Below are 18,112 nucleotides of genomic sequence, written 5' to 3' on the forward strand. Positions count from 1 at the left end.
CATGGTCCCTCAAGGAGCGCTGCAGCGCCCGGCCTGCATGGCCAGGCGTCAGGCTTGAGTGAAGTGGCCTGCCGTTCAGGCGTCAGGCCCGCCGCAACACCCATGGGTGTCATGCGGTTGACCAACGGCGCTCACCAGCTATTGCCGTTCCGTTACTGGTGAGCCCCATGTCCGTTGATCCTGTCGATTCCACCTCTTCTGCCTCTGCGCCTGTCCCGCCGGTCGTCGTGCGCCCCATGCTGCTCTCCGGCCTGGAGCCGCTGAGCATTGGCGAGGACAGCCTGTTCGTCAACGTCGGCGAGCGCACCAACGTCACCGGCTCCAAAGCGTTTGCCCGCATGATCCTGGAGGGGCGCTATGAAGACGCCCTGGCGGTGGCCCGTCAACAGGTGGAAAACGGCGCCCAGATAGTCGACATCAACATGGACGAGGCCATGCTCGACAGCAAGGCCGCCATGGTGCGCTTCCTCAATCTGATCGCCAGCGAACCCGACATCGCCCGCGTGCCGATCATGATCGACTCGTCCAAATGGGAAGTCATTGAAGCCGGCTTGCAGTGCATCCAGGGCAAGGGCGTGGTCAATTCCATCTCCATGAAGGAAGGCGTTGACGAGTTCAAGCGCCAGGCCCGGCTGATCCAGCGCTACGGCGCGGCCACTGTGGTGATGGCTTTTGACGAAAAGGGCCAGGCCGACACCTACGAGCGCAAGATCGAGATCTGCGAGCGTGCCTACCGCATCCTGGTCGATGAAGTCGGCTTTCCGCCCGAAGACATCATCTTCGACCCGAACATCTTCGCCATTGCCACCGGCATTGCCGAGCACGACAACTATGCGGTGGACTTCATCGAGGCCACGCGCTGGATCAAAGAGCACCTGCCCGGCGCCAAGGTCAGTGGTGGCGTGTCCAACGTGTCCTTCAGCTTTCGCGGCAACGAGCCGGTGCGCGAAGCCATTCACACCGTGTTCCTCTACCACGCCATCCAGGCGGGCATGGACATGGGCATCGTCAACGCCGGCATGGTCGGTGTGTACGACGAACTTGAGCCCGAGCTGCGCGAGCGTGTGGAAGACGTGGTGCTCAACCGCCGACCTGATGCCGGCGAGCGCCTGATCGAGATTGCCGAAAGCGCCAAGGGCGCTGCCAAGGACGACACCAAGAAGAATGAATGGCGCGGCCTGCCGATTCGCGAGCGGCTCACCCATGCACTGGTGCGCGGCATCAACGACCACATCACTGAAGACACGGAAGAGATGTGGCAACTCATCAGGGCCGATGGCGGACGCCCGCTGGCCGTGATCGAAGGCCCGCTGATGGACGGCATGAACGTGGTCGGCGACCTGTTCGGTGCCGGCAAGATGTTCCTGCCCCAGGTGGTCAAAAGCGCCCGCGTGATGAAGCAGGCCGTGGCCCACCTGATGCCCTACATCGAGGAAGAAAAGCGCCAGCTCGAAGCCGCCGGTGCCGATGTCCGCTCCAAGGGCAAGATTGTGATCGCCACCGTCAAGGGCGATGTGCACGACATCGGCAAGAACATCGTCACCGTAGTGCTCCAGTGCAACAACTTTGAGGTCGTCAACATGGGCGTGATGGTGCCCTGGCAGGACATCCTGACCAAGGCCAAGGAAGAGGGCGCCGACATCATCGGCCTCTCGGGTCTGATTACCCCCAGCCTCGAAGAAATGCAGGTGGTGGCAACCGAGATGCAGAAGGACCCTTACTTCCGCGACAAGGCGATGCCGCTGCTCATCGGTGGCGCCACCACCAGCCGCGTGCACACCGCGGTGAAGATTTCACCCCACTACACCGGCCCCGTGGTCTATGTGCCTGATGCCTCACGCAGCGTGAGCGTGGCCCAGGGCCTGATCGGCGACGGCCGCGTGCAGTACATCGCCGAGCTCAATGCCGACTACGAACGCGTTCGCCAGCAGCACGCCAACAAGAAAGTCGTGCCGATGTGGCCGCTGGAGAAGGCGCGTGCCAATGCCACGCCGGTGGACTTCTCCGTCGCGCCAGCTGTTCCCAAATTCATCGGTCGCCGCGTGTTCAGGAATTTCGACCTGGCCGAGGCCGCCAGGTACATCGACTGGGGCCCTTTCTTCCAGACCTGGGACCTGGCTGGCCCGTTCCCTGCCATCCTGGATGACGAGGTGGTGGGAGAGCAGGCGCGCAAGGTCTATGCTGACGCCCAGGCCATGCTCAAGAAGATCATCGAAGGGCGCTGGCTCACCGCCAATGCCGTGATTGGCCTGTACCCGGCCAACCGCGTGGATGACGATGACATCGCGATCTACGCCGATGAAACGCGTGCAGAACCCGTGATGACGTGGCACGGCCTGCGTCAGCAAACCGAGAAGCAGGAAATCGACGGCCCGGACGGAAAGCCGGTGATGCGTCCCAGTCGCTGCCTGGCCGACTTCATCGCGCCCAAAGGCGTTGCAGCCGACTACATCGGTCTTTTTGCCGTGACGGCTGGCATTGGTGCCGACAAGCGGGCCCAGGCTTTTGCCGATGCGCACGACGACTACAACGCCATCATGCTCAAGTCGCTGGCGGACCGGCTGGCCGAAGCCATGGCCGAATGCATGCATGAGCGCGTGCGAAAAGACTTGTGGGGCTATGCCGGTGGGGAGTCCCTGAGCAACGAAGAGCTGATCAAGGAAAAATATGTCGGCATCCGCCCGGCACCTGGCTATCCGGCTTGCCCGGATCACAGCGTCAAGGGGGCCATGTTTGACCTGCTGCAGGCGCAGGAAATCGGCATGGCACTGACGGAAAGCCTCGCCATGACACCGGCGGCCAGTGTCAGTGGCTTCTATTTCAGCCACCCGCAAAGCACTTATTTCAATGTGGGCAAGGTGGGCGATGACCAGGTGGCCGATCTGGCGCGGCGCAGCGGCGTCGATGAGTCGGCCTTGCGGACCCGCCTGGCACCGAATCTGTGATGGTTTGGCGCCGTTGGCGCCGAAAGTCTGAATTTGCGACGATGAGCCGGAAGGGTATATGCTGACCCTCGGCCCCTCATCGCGCAAAATGGCGACCTTGAACGTTCCTGCTGCCAAGGCCCATGACCATGACCGAGACCCCGAACGCCGCCCCTGCCACTTCCCCTGCCGCGGCACCTGCGTCCACCAAGCCGCGTTCGCTGGCGCTGGTGACGGGTGCTTCGTCCGGTATTGGTCACGATCTGGCTGAGGTGCTGGCCCGGGAGGGCTACGACCTGGTCATCACGGCGCGCCGGGCCGACGCCCTGGCATCCAATGCAGCCGAATGGGAGGCGCGCTACCGCACGCGTGTCCATGTGGTGGCGGTCGATCTTCAACAGCCGGATGGGCCACAGCAGCTGTTTGATCAGGTGCAGGCGGCTGGTTTGCGCCCCCGGATCCTGGTCAACAACGCCGGTGTGGGCGTGTTTGGCACGTTCAAAGACACCCCGATGGGCCCGGATCTCGGGCTGATGCAGCTCAATATGACCAGCCTGGTGGCTGTGACCAAACTGTTCTTGCCGGGTGTTCTGGCCCAGCGTGGCCGCATTTTGAACGTGGCGTCCACCGCGGCATATCAGCCGGGCCCCGGGATGGCGCTTTACTTTGCATCCAAGGCCTTTGTCCTGCATTTCTCCGAAGCTCTGCATGCCGAGCTTGACCGCGATGGCGTGAGCGTGACGACGCTGTGTCCGGGCCCGACCACCACAGGGTTCAAGGGGGCTGCGGGCATGGACAAATCCGGCCTGTTCAGGACGCCATGGGTGGCCACTCCCATGAAGGTGGCGGAGGCGGGCTATCGGGCCATGATCGAAGGCAAGCGCGAGTGCATTCCAGGCCTGATGAACTGGATGCTGGCCAAGGGTGGCGCCTTCATGCCGCGGGCCATGGTGATCCGGCTGGCCGATGTCATGATGCGCGAGAGCTGACACGAAACACGCCTTTCGGGAGAGGGGTGCCGTCTGGCGGCAAAGACTGCCGTCAGGCAGAGGGTGTTGGCTCAGGGTCACAGAACGGAAAGGTTCGGGCTTTCTGCGAGCAGGGCCTGTGATACAAAATCCGTTCCAAGACAAAGAGACTGCCTGGCAGCCTTCCCTTTCGCATGTCCAATACGTGCCCCTCGTGTGGGGCGGAGAACCGAGACAAAGCCCGTTTCTGCACCCGGTGCGCTGGCCCGCTGGAGCCCGTGTTCCCCGCTGCAGGCGAAGGTGATGCGCAGCGCGAGCGCAGCAAGAAGCGCAGAGCCGGCAGGCGCAGGCGAGGCCATGGCAACGGCAATGGGGCCATGGCCTGGCTGGGTGACCAGCGTGCATGGCTGCCTGTTGCCCTGCTGTTTGCAGGTGCGATTCTGTTGATGACCCTCTGGCTCGGCTGGGGCGGGGGCGAAGACGATGCCGGCGCTGTTCGGCCCGTCATGAATACCTCTTCCCCGCCGACGGATGCCCCCGCACCTTCTGCGGACGTCGACCCGTCGCCGTCGTCCGCCGACGCCTCTGGGCAGGCTTCGGCAATCTCGGCCGCACTGGAAAAAGAAACGGCCGAGGCCGAGCGTCGTCTGCGTGAGTCGGTGGAAAAGCTGCGCCAGGAAGACGAAGTGCGTTCGGCAGAAAAGGCGCGCCGCAGGAACGAAGCACTCGAAGCGCGGGAAGAGCTGCAGCGCAAGGAGCAGGCACGCAAGGTAGCCAGGTCGGATGCAGCGCGGCGCGCTGCCCAGCGCAAGGCGGCGGAAGAAGAAGCGGCGGCGGCCGGCGCCAGCACTGCCCCAGCGGCCCCGGTGGCGGAAGCGGCGCCAACGCCACCGCCTGAGCCGGCGCCCGCCCGTCCCGACGTGCGCGCCGCTTGCGCAGCAGAGACCAATTTCTTCTCGCGGGATCTCTGTCACATCCGCGAGTGCAAAAAGGCCGCCAATCGCCAGGACCCGGTGTGTGTGAAATACCGGGAAATGAACCGGTCCGGGCGCATTGGCAATCTGTAGGTGATGTGCGGTATCGGTCGATTGGGGAGGGGCTGATCGAAAGCGCAGGTTCGTCGGCTCTTTGCGCCAGGCCGGCAACGCTTTGAGATCAGACCCGGCCGGCGCGCGCATGCAATGCCAGTACGCCACCACATTTGGGAATCTGTGGCAGCCACTGGCCTGAGCGGGTGGCGTCCTTTCTTGTTCTCGATAGTGCGAACCGTCAGGATCGCGTGTAGCGCTGCACTGTGGCGCCGCTCACGTTGGGCCGGAGTGTCAGCACATTGCCCTCAATCGTGTAGTTGGCGGTCCCGTTTTCGATGATGCTGATGGGAGTGGATACGCCGCCAGCGGTGATCGCGCCCTCATTGCGCGCATTCGTGATGGTGATCTTCTCGGACGTGGCGGCATAGTTGCCGCTGGAGCGCAGGGTGATGGTGCCCGTGATGCCCTCAGGGAAACGACACGTTCCGTTGAGATCCTGGTTGAAGGTTCCGTCGGCCTTGAACACAAGGTTGACCGGCCCACTGCAACTGCCCCGGACACCGGAAAAGGTGGACGGGTTGTCGGCCATGATTCTGGCGATGTCGGTGGTCCAGTTGCCCACCAGCCCGGTACCGCTGCCTTCTTCTTCAGACGAGTCGTCGCTGGAGCCGCCTCCGCAGGCCGCCACGGATGCACCGAGCACCAGGGCTGCAAGCCAGCGGGTGAATGGAAAGAGTTTCATTTGGTTGCTCCTGTGGATGAGAGTCGTCATACCTTCATCCTAGGATTGACCCCGGCCCTCCTGCCAGTGACATTTGTCATATGGACGGGCCAGCGGCTTCGCTTGCTTCCTCCTTGCAGGGGATCTCAATGGCGAAAACCGAACCATGCGCCGGTGCAGATCGCACGGACAAGGCCCAGCCTTGCGCTTCGCAGACATGGCGGATGGCACTCAGCCCCAGGCCCAGGCCCTGGGGCGAGGCAAAGCCGCTGGGCAGTGTGGCTCGAAAGAAGGGCTGGAACAGTTGTGGCTGGTCAGCCGCGGGGATGCCGACACCGGTGTCCCAGACTTCGATCCTCGCCATGCGCCCCTGCTCGCGCTGGCGTTCCCGTACAGCCACCAGAATGCCGCCATGCTCGGTGAACTTCAGGGCGTTGTCGATCAGGTTGTGCAGCACGCGCTGAATGGTCTGCCTGGGCGCGATGACGGTGATCGCTCTGGCATGGAAGCGCAGATCCAGTTGACGCCGTCGTGCCATGACGCTCCAGACCTGTGCACATTGAAAGAACAGGTCTTCCACGGGGACTGGTTCGGGCGGATCACTGCGCGAGAGGCTCTCGAGGCGGTAGAGGTCCAGAATGGAATCCATGGATCGGCTCAGGGATTCCGTGACTTCCGCCATGCGCATCGCCGACGCTTTGTCCGGCCCGCTCAGGCGGTCTGCCAGCGATTGGGCCTGAATGGAGAGAGATTGGACAGGCTGGCGCAAGTCGTGGCTGGCCGTGGCGAACATGCGGTCGCGTTCACTTTGCAACTGCTCCAACTGCCGGTTTTGCACCTGCAACTGTTCGGCCTGCTGGCCCAGGGTCATGCGCGACCGGATGTTCTCGACCAGCGTGAGATGCTGGCGCCTGAAGAGAATTATCAGCGAGGCCGTGAAGACGCCCATGCTCACGGCCAGCAGGGCATCGAGCCAGGTGCGCTGCCAGAGCATCCAGCCAGCCATGGTGGCGCCGGCGCAAGCCAGAAAGCTCCAGCCGACCTTGAGGGAATAGGCCAGCCCCAGGGCCGAGCCCGACATCGTTCCCACCAGCATCAGCACAATGATGGACAGCTGTGCATGGTCATTGCCCGGCATGAGCAACCAGGGCGCCAGCCCCCAGGCCAGACCGAACACGCCCAGTTGCAGGGCAGCGCGTTGCTCGGCCTTGGGCAGCAGGGACGAAGCACGCTGTGATGCGGGGTGCAAGCGACCGTGGATCAGGCGGAAGGCCTGGTAGACATGGATCATGAATGCCCATGCCAGACAGGTCAGCGAACGGGTCGTTGCGTAGAACCAGACCCACATGACCAGCGCCGGATAGATGGATCCCGGCAAGGCGCGGATGCTGTGCCGAAAGAACAGCCGCAGTCGTTCTTCTTCGACCGGATCAGGCTCGGGGCCGGCTTCACCCATGACAGGCTTGCCGTGGTCTTCTGAAATGGGATGAGAGACCATTTGGCGCCGATTTCCTGTTGTGCGCTGTGTCAGTGTCGTGCAGTCAGCGCTTGAACAAGGCCTGTAGCTGCGCTCGTGAGGTCACCTGAAACTGGGCCAGAAGCACAGAGACGTAGTTTCGGACCGTCCCATGGCTCAAGCCTGTCTGGCGCGCTATGTCCTTGTTGGACAGGCCATTGAGCAGGTGCTCCAGCATCACCGTCTGCTGTGGTGTGAGGCGGTCGCTCAGTGGCGCCATGCTGCGATGAGGTGGCCGCGCAGACGCAAGGTGCATGAGCTGCTCCTGGATGGCCGTGACCAATTCTTCGCGCCGGCCAGACTTCGACACGAATCCATTGGCACCTGTGGCCAGCAGATGAGGCGTGGTGGCAGGGTCGACGGATCCGGACAGCACCACAATGCGGCTGGCAGGGCAGCGCCGCCGGATCTCGGCCAGCGCAGTCACGCCCTTGGCATCATCGAGATGCAGATCGAGCACAACCACTGTGGGCAGATGGTTTTCGACAACGCGACAGGCTTCGCTCAGGCTGCGGGCCTCAAGAAGGCTGGCATGGGGGAATCGCTGCGCCAGATGATCGGCCAGAGACTCTCGCAGCATCGAATGGTCCTCCACCACCAGAATGATCGGCGGATGGTCGGATCCGGCAAGGTGCCGGTCAGGCGACAGGGCGTCCATGGCCCACATTGTGCGTGTGAATGCACGGCCGCAGGCGATTTGATTGTTGTTGCGTTGCGCAATCCGGATGATGCATGCCTGGCGGCGTGGGGCCGGGCCAACAGCTTGGCGCTGGTGCCAGCGATTTACCGCCCCTTGAACACTGCCTGACGCTTTTCCACGAAAGAGCGAACGCCTTCGGCCCAGTCTTCGCTGGCAAAGATGCGGCGGCTGATCTCGGGGAAATCGGCGACGGCAGCGGCCGGGCCTTCTTCCACTGCCTTGATGGTGTTCTGGCGCGTGGCCTGCACGGCCAGAGGCGCCTGCTCGGCAATGCGGCCGGCGATGGCCAGTGCCTCACCCAGCACCTGGTCGTTGGGCACCAGCTTCTGCACGAAGTTCAGGCGATAGGCCGTGGGGGCATCGAATTCGTCGCCTGTGAGCAGGTACAGCATCGCGTTGCCCAGGCCGGCGCGTTCAGCCATGCGAAGCGTGGCGCCGCCGCCGGGCATGAGGCCGCGCGCCACTTCCTTCTGACTGAAGCGACACACCTCGCCAGCCACCACAATGTCGGCGCCCAACATGAGTTCAATGCCGACGGTGAAGCAAATGCCCTTGACGGCGGCCACCACAGGTTTGCTGCGCCGACGGTAGCCCGGTTTGCCAAAGTCGTGCGGTTCGACCATGCCTTCGGGAATGATCTTTTCGCCCTTTTCAAGTGCGGCCTGCACCGACGGCATGTCCAGGCCCGCCGTGAAATGATCTCCAAACGCGTGCAGCACACCCACTCGCAATTCGGGATCGTCTTCGAGCCGTGTGTAGGCTTCGCCGAGTTGCCGGAACATCTGCGGCGTCCAGCCGTTGCGCTTGGCCGGCCGGTTGATGCCGATGAGCAGCACATGGCCTTCCACTTGCGTTTCAATGCAGCCCTCTGGTGGCAGCGGATCGGTGGTGGTGAGGTTCAGTGACATGGTAGGTTGTCTCCGTGATGTTGCGACGCTCGGCTGCGATCAGCGGACGCGTGGTGTTCGTCATGCAGAGTGTCGCAGCGATTGCGTGGGCTGGAAACCGGCGCGTCGTCACGCTCGCGACTGACTCCCAGGCGACTGCGCCAGTCGCTTCTTGCCGCCTATGCTGGCCTGCTATCGCCACCGTCAGGTCTTCCCTTGCCCGCGCCGCCGTGCCGGAAGACCTGAAGAAAAGCACTGCATCGCCAATCCAAGCACATGCCCATGAACACTTCCACATCTGCTGTCACCGCATTTCCTGATTTTCCTGCCGCAGCCTTGTGCGGGCCATTGCGTCAGCCGCGCCAGATGCTGGCGGACCAGACCTACGACGGCCACCTGTCCATTCACGATGACAAGACGGCAGGCGACCTGGGCCTGAAAGCCGGCCCCATCGAAGGCCCGACCCACTTCAGCCAGTTCGACCCGCTCATGGTGCAATTGTTCGGCAATGAATGGTTCCAGACCGGTTGCATCAGCGCGCACTATCAAAACATGGTGGTCGAAGGTGAAGAAGTGCGAGCCTTCGTGCAGCCACCCAAGGGCAGCGAGCGCATCGTGCACATCTGGGCCGAGAAGCGTGACGGCACGCCGGTGCTCAAGGGCACCGCCTCGGTGGGCAGCGACGCATGTGACGATCAGCACGAAATTCCACAACGCATTGCCAAGCTGCGGCCGAACAAAGGCCTGGTCATCAACCGCGATTTGACGGTGGGCCAGAAAGGGGCCGAAGCCGAGACCATCACCATGGGCTTTGATCAGCACATGGGCGACTACTATCCGTTCACGCTGTCACAAAAACTCAAGGCCATCACCGAGCCATCGCCCTGGTACACCCCCGAAGGCGCTGCCAGCAGCCCCTGGGGCAAAGCCATCATTCCGATGGAGATGATCAGCGTGCTGCTGGGCAGCACCATCAAGCGCGCGGGCTTCAGTGGTCGCGGCCCGGCCGTGGGCCTGTTTGCCGGTCAGCAGATTCGCCTGGTCAACGGGCCGCTGTTCGTTGGTCAGGCTTACGAACTGGAGCGCGAGATCATCGCCTTGAGCGAGAGCGCACGCACAGAGTCGTGCTGGGTGCGCACCCGCGTGATCCATGGCGACACCAAGGCGTTGGCGGCAGAGATGATTCTCAACAGCGCCACGCTCAAACATTCCTACGCGGCTTACGAACAAGAAGCCCGCGAACTCGGCCTGATCTGACGGTTATTCCTTTGGCCAGGCCGACCCCCCAACAAGATTCGAGGAGAACCCCTTCATGAAGACCCGCATCACCGAACTGCTCGGCATCGAGCACCCCATCATCCAGGGCGGCATGCACCACGTCGGCCTGGCCGAACTCGCTTCGGCGGTTTCCAACGCCGGCGGCCTGGGCATCATCACCGGCCTCACCCAGCCCTCACCCGAGAAGCTGGCGGCCGAGATCGCGCGCTGCCGCGAGATGACGGACAAGCCTTTCGGCGTGAACCTGACCTTCCTGCCATCAGTCACACCACCGGACTACCCCGGCTACGTCAAAGCCATCATCGAAGGCGGCGTGAAAGTGGTGGAGACGGCGGGCAACAACCCGCAGAAGTACCTGCCTGCGCTCAAGGAGGCGGGCGTGAAGGTGATCCACAAATGCACCTCGGTGCGCCACGCACTCAAGGCCGAAGCGATAGGCTGCGATGCGGTGAGCGTCGACGGTTTCGAATGTGGTGGTCACCCCGGTGAAGACGATGTGCCCAACTTCATTTTGCTGCCGCGTGCAGCCGAAGAACTCAAGATCCCGTTCGTGGCCTCGGGCGGCATGGCCGATGGCCGCTCGCTCGTGGCCGCCATGGCACTTGGCGCAGAAGGCATGAACATGGGCACGCGTTTCATCGCGACGAAAGAGGCGCCGGTGCATGAGAACGTGAAAGCCGCCATCGTGGCCGCCAGCGAGCTCGACACCCGCCTGGTGATGCGCCCGCTGCGCAACACCGAGCGTGTGCTCACCAACGCAGCGGTCGAGCGCCTGCTGGCCAAGGAAAAGGAACTGGGCGCCAGCATCAGGTTCGAGGACATCCTGCCCGAAGTGGCTGGTGTCTACCCGAAGATCATGCAGACCGGCGCCATGGACGCAGGGGCCTGGTCATGTGGCATGGTGGCCGGCCTGATCAAGGATGTGCCCACCGTGCAGGAGTTGATGACCCGCATCATGGGCGAAGCCAACGATATCATCAAGCAACGGCTGAAGGCACTGGCCAGCAACTGAGTCTGGCAAGCGCCAAGCGGTGCACCAGGCATCAATGCGCCTGCTTCAGCGCTCGCCGGTACTGAATGGCTTCGGCCACATGCTCGGCGCTCACCTGTGTGCAGCCAGCCAGATCTGCGATGGTGCGTGCGACGCGCAGGCTGCGGTGGGTGCTGCGGGCACTCCAGCCCATCCGGGTGGCCGCCTTGTTCAGAAATGCGATGGCACTGTCATCGATGGCGGCGGCCTGGTCAAGCTCACGCCCGCTGAGTGACTGGTTGGGTTTGCCCTGTCGTGCGTCGGCGCGTTCGCGTGCGGCGAGGACGCGGCTTCTGACATCGTCACTGCTCTCGCTCGCCGGGGCCTCGCGCTCGAGCAACTCCTCGGGTGGTAGGGCGGGCACTTCGACATGCAGATCGATGCGATCCAGCAGCGGTCCGCTGAGCTTGCCCTGATAGCGGGCCACCTGCTCGGGCGAGCAGCGGCAGGCCCGTCGCGGATGGCCGAGATAGCCGCAAGGGCAGGGATTCATGGCGGCAATCAGCTGGAACTTTGCCGGAAACTCGCTTTGAAAGGCAGCACGTGATATGCGGATCTGTCCCGTCTCCAGTGGCTCGCGCAAGGCTTCGAGGGCGACACGGGGAAACTCCGGCATTTCGTCCAGAAACAGCACGCCGTGATGGGCCAGGGAGATCTCGCCGGGCCGGGGAGGAGAGCCGCCACCCACCAGCGCCACTGCCGAGGCACTGTGGTGCGGCGCAGATGTGGGGCGTTGTCCCCAGCACTCCAGGTCAAAGCGACCCGCCAGAGACGCCACGGCTGCACTCTCCAGGGCTTCGGTAGTGTCCATGGGCGGCAGCAGGCCGGCAAACCGGTGAGCCAGCATGGACTTGCCCGAACCGGGCGGGCCGACCATCAGCAGGCTGTGGCCGCCAGCCGCGGCCACTTCCAGGGCGCGACGAGCGGCGGCCTGACCTTTGACGTCGGCCAGATCGGGGTAGCGAGTCTGGTTGCCGAGGTTGGACGGGGTGCTCAACCGTCCCCAGCCGTCCGCTGACGCCGAGACTTGCGGTTGGTCATCGCAGGGACCGTCCGTGGCGTCTTGTGGTGTATGCAGAAATGGCGCCACGGCGTCGAGCAGGTGGCGTGCCCGGTAAATATGGGCGTCCGGGACCAGCGCGGCTTCTGCTGCGCTCTCGGGCGGCAAGACCAGCCGAACCGGGCTGCCAGGCTCGCACGCGTTGTCAGCGTTGTCCTTGGTGCGATCGGCCGTGTGCTGAAGCTGTTGTTGGTGCAGTGCCAGACTCATGGCGAGGGCGCCGCGAATGGGGCGTAGCTCACCACTGAGTGAGAGTTCGCCAGCAAACTCCCAGCCTTCCAGTTTGGCGGCAGCAATCTGGTCGCTGGCGGCCAGAATGCCCAGTGCGATGGGCAGGTCGAAGCGGCCAGAGTCCTTGGGCAGGTCGGCCGGTGCCAGGTTGACCGTGATGCGTTTGTTGCTGGGAAAGCTCAGGCCAGCGTTGGCGATGGCTGAACGCACCCGCTCACGGGCTTCCTTGACCTCGGTGTCTGCCAGACCCACCAGCGTGAAGCTGGGCAGACCATTGGCCAGGTGGACCTCCACCCGGACGGGGCGTGCTTGCAGGCCCTGCAAGGCGCGGCTGCGCACAAGCGCCAGGCTCATGGTGACTTCTCCCTGTTTTGGTGCGCGCGGCACCGATTTGTTCTGATGCACCGTTCTGTGCGCTTGCACGAACTTGGTGCGATTCATCGGTTTGACGAGTTCGGATGATGCGAATACCGATGCCCGATGCTGGCATGCGTCAGCCGATCAGGCCTCCTCAAAACACGGCATGTCGGCATGTTTCCTCGCCAAATTTGAGGATGTTGCTATCAAAAAGGGTTGTGGCACGGTCCGTGCTAAAGGGTGTAAGCGATTGATTCGACGCGTGGCTCATCCTCCGCGCAGAAGTTGTCATCCAAAGTGGTGAAGGCTCCCGGGCCGACACCAAGCGTTCAAGAACCGCCGCTGACCCTGAGGTCAGACGAGCTTCCCTTCCACAAGAGGAAACACAGCATGAAACTGGTATCCGCCATCATCAAGCCGTTCAAGCTGGACGAGGTGCGTGAAGCACTGTCCACCATGGGCGTGCAAGGTATCACGGTGACCGAAGTCAAAGGCTTTGGTCGTCAGAAAGGCCACACCGAGCTCTACCGGGGCGCCGAGTACGTGGTCGACTTTCTCCCCAAGGTCAAGATCGAGGCCGCCGTCTCCGACGAGCTGGTCGAGCGCGTGATCGAAGCCATTGAAGGCGCTGCCCGCACCGGCAAGATCGGCGACGGCAAGATCTTCGTTGCCGATCTTGAGCAAGTGGTCCGCATCCGCACCGGTGAAACCGGCAAGGAAGCCCTCTGACCCTTTGTCACCAACGACGAGAAAGATCACGAACATGAAAAAGTTTCTAGCTACCCTCTTTCTGGGCCTGGGGCTGTCACTCGGTGGCCTGAACGCCTATGCTCAAGCCACGGAAGAAGCCGCACCAGCGGCAACGACCGAAGTGGCCGTTGAAGTTGCTGCAGAAGCACCTGCAGCTGCCGAAGAAGCCGCACCGGCGCCGACGGTGGACAAGGGCGATACCGCCTGGATGATGGTCTGTACCATCCTGGTTATCCTGATGGTGGTGCCGGGTCTGGCCCTGTTCTATGGCGGTCTGGTCCGCAGCAAGAACATGCTCTCTGTCCTGATGCAGGTGCTGATGGTGTTCTCCCTGATCACCGTGCTGTGGGCCGTCTATGGCTACAGCCTGGCGTTCGGCGGCGAAGGCCTGATCATTGCCGGTCTGGACAAGTTGTTCCTGATGGGTGTGACACCTGAATCACTGGCCGACACCTTCACTGACGGTGTGAAGATCCCCGAGTTTGTCTTCATCGCGTTCCAGGCCACTTTTGCCGGCATCACCTGTGCCCTGATCGTTGGCTCCTTCGCCGAGCGGATCAAGTTCAGCGCCGTCCTGCTGTTCAGTGCACTGTGGTTCACCTTCAGCTACCTGCCTGTTGCGCACATGGTGTGGGGCGCCGGTGGCTACCTGCTCGACAAGGGCGCACTCGACTTCGCTGGCGGTACGGTTGTGCACATCAACGCAGCGATGGCTGGTCTGGTCGGTGCCTACCTGCTGGGCAAGCGCATTGGCTATGGCCGCGAATCCATGGCACCTCACAGCCTGACGCTGACCATGGTCGGTGCATCCCTGCTGTGGGTGGGCTGGTTCGGCTTCAACGCCGGCTCCAACCTGGAAGCCAACACCTTCGTGGGTCTGCCATTCATCAACACGCTGCTCGCCACTGCGGCCGCTGTGCTGGCCTGGTCTGTGGGTGAAGCGCTCTTCAAGGGCAAGGCTTCGATGCTCGGCGGTGCTTCCGGTGCCGTTGCAGGTCTGGTGGCCATTACCCCTGCCTGCGGCTCCGTTGGCCCCATGGGTGCCATCATCATCGGCCTGATCGCTGGTTTCCTCTGCCTGTGGGGCGTGACCGGCCTGAAGAAGATGCTCGGTGCCGACGATTCGCTTGACGTCTTCGGCGTGCACGGCATCGGCGGTATCGTCGGTGCGCTGCTGGTGGGCGTCTTTGGTGCCCCTGGTCTGGGCGGCACTGGCGGCGAAGACTTCTCTATCGGCTCGCAGCTGGTGATTCAGGCTGAAGGCGTGCTGATCACCATGGTGTGGTCCAGCGTCGTGGCCTTCATCTGCTACAAGATTGTGGATGTGGTCATCGGCTTGCGCGTCTCGGAAGAAGCCGAGCGTGAAGGTCTGGACATCACGTCTCACGGCGAGGCAGCGTACAACCGCTGATCTCTGCCGGGCAGGATGAACCAGGTGTCCCGGACGCCCGGTTCATCCGCCAAAGATTTCGTTTGAAAGACTCCTTTGGATGTTCCCCGCGTCGCCGCAAGGCACGCGGGGTTTTTTGTTGGGCGGTCCTCTGTACGCAGGCGGAGCCGAGGGGCGGGGTATCTGGAAGGCTTCCGCGTGCCCAGGCATGGCGTCCCACAAATTGACTCAATCCGTTTGACTCATTCGGTTGGGATGGCAGGGCGGGGCACCGCCTTCTAGCATTTGTCCCGTTCAAGGAGATTTGCACCATGCCCAGACCCGTTTCCCGGCCCAGTCGATGGCCAGCCACGCTTCGAATCCGCGCTATTCTGTGGATGGCCATGTCCGCCTATGCCATTCACCAGATGCCGGCGCATGCGGGCAACCCTGACAGTCAGGGCCACCAGCGCGGCGAAGCAGTCGCTTCCAGGAAAGTGGAGTCAAAGAAGTCCGAGGGCAAACCACGGGTGGGCAGTGTCCGGTTCATTCGCAGCAGCTCAGAGGAGACCAAGGCGCAGCGCACCAAGCGCCTCAAGCGCGAATGCAAGGGGCGTCCCAACGCGGGTGCATGCCTGGGAATGACGGATTGACAGACCGACAGGCAGTCGCCGGATAGCGTCCCGAATGGGGCAAAAAGTACCCGCATGTGGCTGCCTTCACAGGCAGGCACGCAAAAAATTCAATCACCTCAAGGGGTCTGGCCGCTAACATGGCGTCCATGCAACCTTCGGCCCCCCAAGACGCTTCTTCTTTCAGCGCATCCCCGGACGAACTGATCGAAACGGTTCGCTCTGCCGCGACGGCGCGACAGCGCCGCCGCATTGCAGGCGCCGGTACCAAGGCGTTTCTCTTCCCTTCGCAAGCCGACGACCGGCCGGTGCTCGATGCCCGTGCCTGGTCCGGTATTGTCAGCCACGAACCCACTGAGCTGGTGGTGACGGTGAAGGCGGGAACGCCTTTGCACGAGCTGGACGCGGCTTTGTCTGCGCATCAGCAATATCTGCCGTTCGACCCACCCCGGTATGCCGAGGGAGGCACTGTGGGGGGGGGCGTCGCTGCCGGCCTGGCCGGGCCAGCCAGGGCGAGTGTGGGCGGTGCGCGCGACTATGTGCTGGGTGCACAGTTCATCGACGGGCGTGGCCAGTGGATGACGTTTGGGGGCCAGGTCATGAAAAACGTGGCCGGATACGACGTCAGCCGGGCGCTGGTCGGCTCGCGCGGGCAGCTCGGCCTGATCACCGACATTTCCCTCAAGGTGCTGCCACTGCCGCCTGCCGAAACCACTCTGGTGTTTGAACTCGATCAGGCCAGGGCGCTGCAGCAGCTGCATGTCTGGGGCGGTCAGCCCTTGCCCATCAATGCCAGTCGCTGGGAGGGCGGCGAAGTGCCGCGCCTGCATGTGCGGCTTCGGGGGGCGGTCGCAGCCGTGGAGGCGGCCACCCAGCGCATGTGCGGTGACGCAGCCGGCCAGGTCGTGGCGAACGAAGCGGCTCAGCGTGACTGGGCTCAGTGTCGCGATCACCAGCTGGCATTTTTCCGGACTGCAGGCCCCGAGATGAGCCTGTGGCGCCTGTCGGTGCCCCAAACCGCTGCCGCCATGGATCTGCCTTACGCCCAGCTGATCGAGTGGCAGGGTGCGCAGCGCTGGTTGTGGGCGCCTGCTGCGTCATCGGAGGCGATCCGGTCGGCGACCCACGCGGTGCGTGGTCATGCGCAGCTGTTTCGTGCCGGTGTCGGTGGTGACCAGGGCGTGCCGCGCGAAGACGCTGTGCCACCCGCAGTGGCTGCCATCACGCGCCGACTGCGTGAGGCCTTTGATCCCCATGGCATCTTCGCCCCCATGCAAGACTGAATACCGAGCCGGCCACACCGTTCATGCAAACCCATCTCGCCCCCGAATTCGACAACACCGCGCTCGGCCAGGAAGCTGAATCCATTCTGCGCAAGTGCGTGCATTGCGGCTTTTGCACCGCCACTTGCCCCACCTATCAGCTGCTGGGAGACGAACTGGATGGGCCGCGTGGCCGCATCTACCTCATCAAGCAGGTACTGGAGGGGCAGACGCCGACCCGCAAAACCCAGGAGCACCTTGACCGCTGCCTGACCTGCCGCAATTGCGAGAGCACTTGCCCCAGCGGCGTGCAGTACGGTCATCTGGTGGACATTGGTCGACATGTGGTCGAGTCCAAGGTGGAGCGCCCTGCTCGCGAGAAGGTGGTGCGATGGTTGCTCAAGGAAGGTCTGACTTCCCCGGCCTTTGGCCCTGCCATGAAAATGGGGCAGCTCGTGCGCGGCCTCATGCCCGAAACACTCAAGGCCAAGGTGCCCGCGCCGCAAAAAGCTGGTGCCTGGCCCACGCGCAAGCATGACCGCAAAGTGCTCATGCTCGCTGGCTGTGTTCAGCCGGCCATGATGCCCAACATCAACACGGCGACGGCGCGCGTGCTTGATGCGGCAGGCATTGAGACCATGGTGGCCAGCGAAGCCGGTTGTTGTGGCGCCGTGAAGTACCACCTCAACGACCAGTCCGGCGGACTCGCCCACATGCGGCGAAACATCGACGCCTGGTGGCCGCACATCGCCTCAGGCGCGGTCGAGGCCATCGTGATGAATGCCTCCGGCTGCGGTGTCACGGTCAAGGAGTACGGCCATGTATTGCGCGACGACCCGGTCTATGCGGACAAGGCAGCACGCGTCAGTGAGCTGACCAGGGACCTGAGCGAACTCTTGCCCGCGCTGGTGCCGGCCTTGCGCGAGAAGCTGCGTACCGCACCCGACAGCGCCAGGGTGGTGGCATTTCACCCACCCTGTACGCTGCAGCACGGACAGCAGCTCAAAGGCGGGGTGGAAAAGCATCTGGGAGCGCTGGGCTTCACCGTCATGGTGCCCGCCAACGAATCCCATCTGTGTTGTGGCTCGGCAGGCACCTACTCGGTGCTCAACCCCGAGCTGGCCTATCAGCTGCGCGACCGCAAGCTTGGTCATCTCAAGGCCCTCAAGCCAGAGGTGATCACCAGCGCCAACATCGGCTGCATCACGCACCTGCAAAGCGGCACCGATGTGCCAGTTCAGCACTGGATCGAGCTGCTCGACGCGGCGCTGAACTGAACCGGCTCTGGCAGGGCCTGGATGCCAGCTCTTGCGCCTGCACCACTCATGACAAGCTACTGACACGACGCTGTCAGTAGGGGGCGCTCACACTTCAAAACGTGTTCAGTCAACCACTG

Annotated in this window: 15 protein-coding genes, 1 pseudogene and 1 riboswitch; of the genes and pseudogenes, 11 read left to right on the forward strand and 5 right to left on the reverse strand. The window is 63.2% G+C overall.

The window, feature by feature from the left end; genetic code table 11:
* Positions 1 to 5 precede the first annotated feature (5 nt).
* Positions 6 to 140, forward strand: a riboswitch (S-adenosyl-L-homocysteine riboswitch).
* 27 nt (positions 141 to 167) lie between these two features.
* The 4 genes and pseudogenes from metH to ABWV89_RS12015 all read left to right on the forward strand — a co-directional run bounded on the left by metH (position 168) and on the right by ABWV89_RS12015 (position 4,959).
* Positions 168 to 2,945: a methionine synthase gene (metH, locus tag ABWV89_RS12000; RefSeq protein ID WP_353396992.1), complete on the forward strand. Its 2,778-nt coding sequence runs from the start codon at positions 168 to 170 to the stop codon at positions 2,943 to 2,945.
* A 128-nt stretch (positions 2,946 to 3,073) separates the two neighbouring features.
* Entirely contained in the window at positions 3,074 to 3,913 is an 840-nt protein-coding gene (locus tag ABWV89_RS12005; protein WP_353396994.1) for an SDR family NAD(P)-dependent oxidoreductase, read from the forward strand.
* Positions 3,914 to 4,086: 173 nt separating this feature from the next.
* Positions 4,087 to 4,155, forward strand: a pseudogene (locus ABWV89_RS12010) (zinc-ribbon domain-containing protein); the annotation flags it as partial.
* Positions 4,156 to 4,170: 15 nt separating this feature from the next.
* Positions 4,171 to 4,959, forward strand: a complete 789-nt coding sequence (locus ABWV89_RS12015; RefSeq protein WP_353397543.1) for a tropomyosin — start codon at positions 4,171 to 4,173, stop codon at positions 4,957 to 4,959.
* Between the two features lie 202 nt (positions 4,960 to 5,161).
* Here the strand turns inward: ABWV89_RS12015 and ABWV89_RS12020 are convergent, their stop codons facing one another.
* From ABWV89_RS12020 to ABWV89_RS12035, 4 genes are all read right to left on the reverse strand, one after another.
* Positions 5,162 to 5,665 carry a hypothetical protein gene (locus ABWV89_RS12020; RefSeq protein ID WP_353396996.1) on the reverse strand — a complete coding sequence of 168 codons (504 nt, stop codon included), beginning with the start codon at positions 5,663 to 5,665 and terminating at the stop codon, positions 5,162 to 5,164.
* Positions 5,666 to 5,741: 76 nt separating this feature from the next.
* Positions 5,742 to 7,142, reverse strand: coding sequence for a sensor histidine kinase (locus ABWV89_RS12025; RefSeq protein ID WP_353396997.1), 1,401 nt, complete (start codon positions 7,140 to 7,142; stop codon positions 5,742 to 5,744).
* 43 nt (positions 7,143 to 7,185) lie between these two features.
* Complete coding sequence (locus tag ABWV89_RS12030; protein ID WP_353396999.1) at positions 7,186 to 7,818, reverse strand: response regulator transcription factor; 633 nt, start codon at positions 7,816 to 7,818, stop codon at positions 7,186 to 7,188.
* A gap of 125 nt (positions 7,819 to 7,943) precedes the next feature.
* Positions 7,944 to 8,768, reverse strand: coding sequence for a crotonase/enoyl-CoA hydratase family protein (locus tag ABWV89_RS12035; RefSeq protein ID WP_353397001.1), 825 nt, complete (start codon positions 8,766 to 8,768; stop codon positions 7,944 to 7,946).
* Between the two features lie 261 nt (positions 8,769 to 9,029).
* Here ABWV89_RS12035 and ABWV89_RS12040 point away from each other — a divergent pair, with 261 nt between their 5' ends.
* The gene (locus ABWV89_RS12040; RefSeq protein ID WP_353397003.1) at positions 9,030 to 10,004 is read left to right on the forward strand and encodes a hypothetical protein; all 975 of its coding nucleotides are present in this window, start codon (positions 9,030 to 9,032) and stop codon (positions 10,002 to 10,004) included.
* Between the two features lie 55 nt (positions 10,005 to 10,059).
* Positions 10,060 to 11,037 (forward strand): NAD(P)H-dependent flavin oxidoreductase, encoded by a 978-nt coding sequence (locus tag ABWV89_RS12045; RefSeq protein ID WP_353397005.1) that lies wholly within the window; start codon positions 10,060 to 10,062, stop codon positions 11,035 to 11,037.
* Between the two features lie 31 nt (positions 11,038 to 11,068).
* On the opposite strand, the gene ABWV89_RS12050 is transcribed toward ABWV89_RS12045, so the two are convergent.
* Positions 11,069 to 12,700, reverse strand: coding sequence for a YifB family Mg chelatase-like AAA ATPase (locus ABWV89_RS12050; protein ID WP_353397007.1), 1,632 nt, complete (start codon positions 12,698 to 12,700; stop codon positions 11,069 to 11,071).
* Positions 12,701 to 13,093: 393 nt separating this feature from the next.
* Between ABWV89_RS12050 and glnK the strand changes: the two genes are divergently transcribed.
* From glnK to glcF, 5 genes are all read left to right on the forward strand, one after another.
* Positions 13,094 to 13,432 carry a P-II family nitrogen regulator gene (glnK, locus tag ABWV89_RS12055; protein WP_353397009.1) on the forward strand — a complete coding sequence of 113 codons (339 nt, stop codon included), beginning with the start codon at positions 13,094 to 13,096 and terminating at the stop codon, positions 13,430 to 13,432.
* Positions 13,433 to 13,466: 34 nt separating this feature from the next.
* Positions 13,467 to 14,864: an ammonium transporter gene (locus tag ABWV89_RS12060; RefSeq protein ID WP_353397010.1), complete on the forward strand. Its 1,398-nt coding sequence runs from the start codon at positions 13,467 to 13,469 to the stop codon at positions 14,862 to 14,864.
* A 290-nt stretch (positions 14,865 to 15,154) separates the two neighbouring features.
* Positions 15,155 to 15,475, forward strand: a complete 321-nt coding sequence (locus tag ABWV89_RS12065) for a hypothetical protein (RefSeq protein ID WP_353397012.1) — start codon at positions 15,155 to 15,157, stop codon at positions 15,473 to 15,475.
* A gap of 128 nt (positions 15,476 to 15,603) precedes the next feature.
* The gene (glcE, locus tag ABWV89_RS12070; protein ID WP_353397014.1) at positions 15,604 to 16,737 is read left to right on the forward strand and encodes a glycolate oxidase subunit GlcE; all 1,134 of its coding nucleotides are present in this window, start codon (positions 15,604 to 15,606) and stop codon (positions 16,735 to 16,737) included.
* Positions 16,738 to 16,760: 23 nt separating this feature from the next.
* On the forward strand, positions 16,761 to 17,993 hold the full coding sequence (gene glcF / locus ABWV89_RS12075; RefSeq protein ID WP_353397016.1) for a glycolate oxidase subunit GlcF: 1,233 nt from the start codon (positions 16,761 to 16,763) through the stop codon (positions 17,991 to 17,993).
* Positions 17,994 to 18,112: the final 119 nt, after the last annotated feature.

This window comes from Hydrogenophaga sp. 5NK40-0174, from assembly GCF_040372165.1.
Lineage (GTDB): Bacteria > Pseudomonadota > Gammaproteobacteria > Burkholderiales > Burkholderiaceae_C > Hydrogenophaga.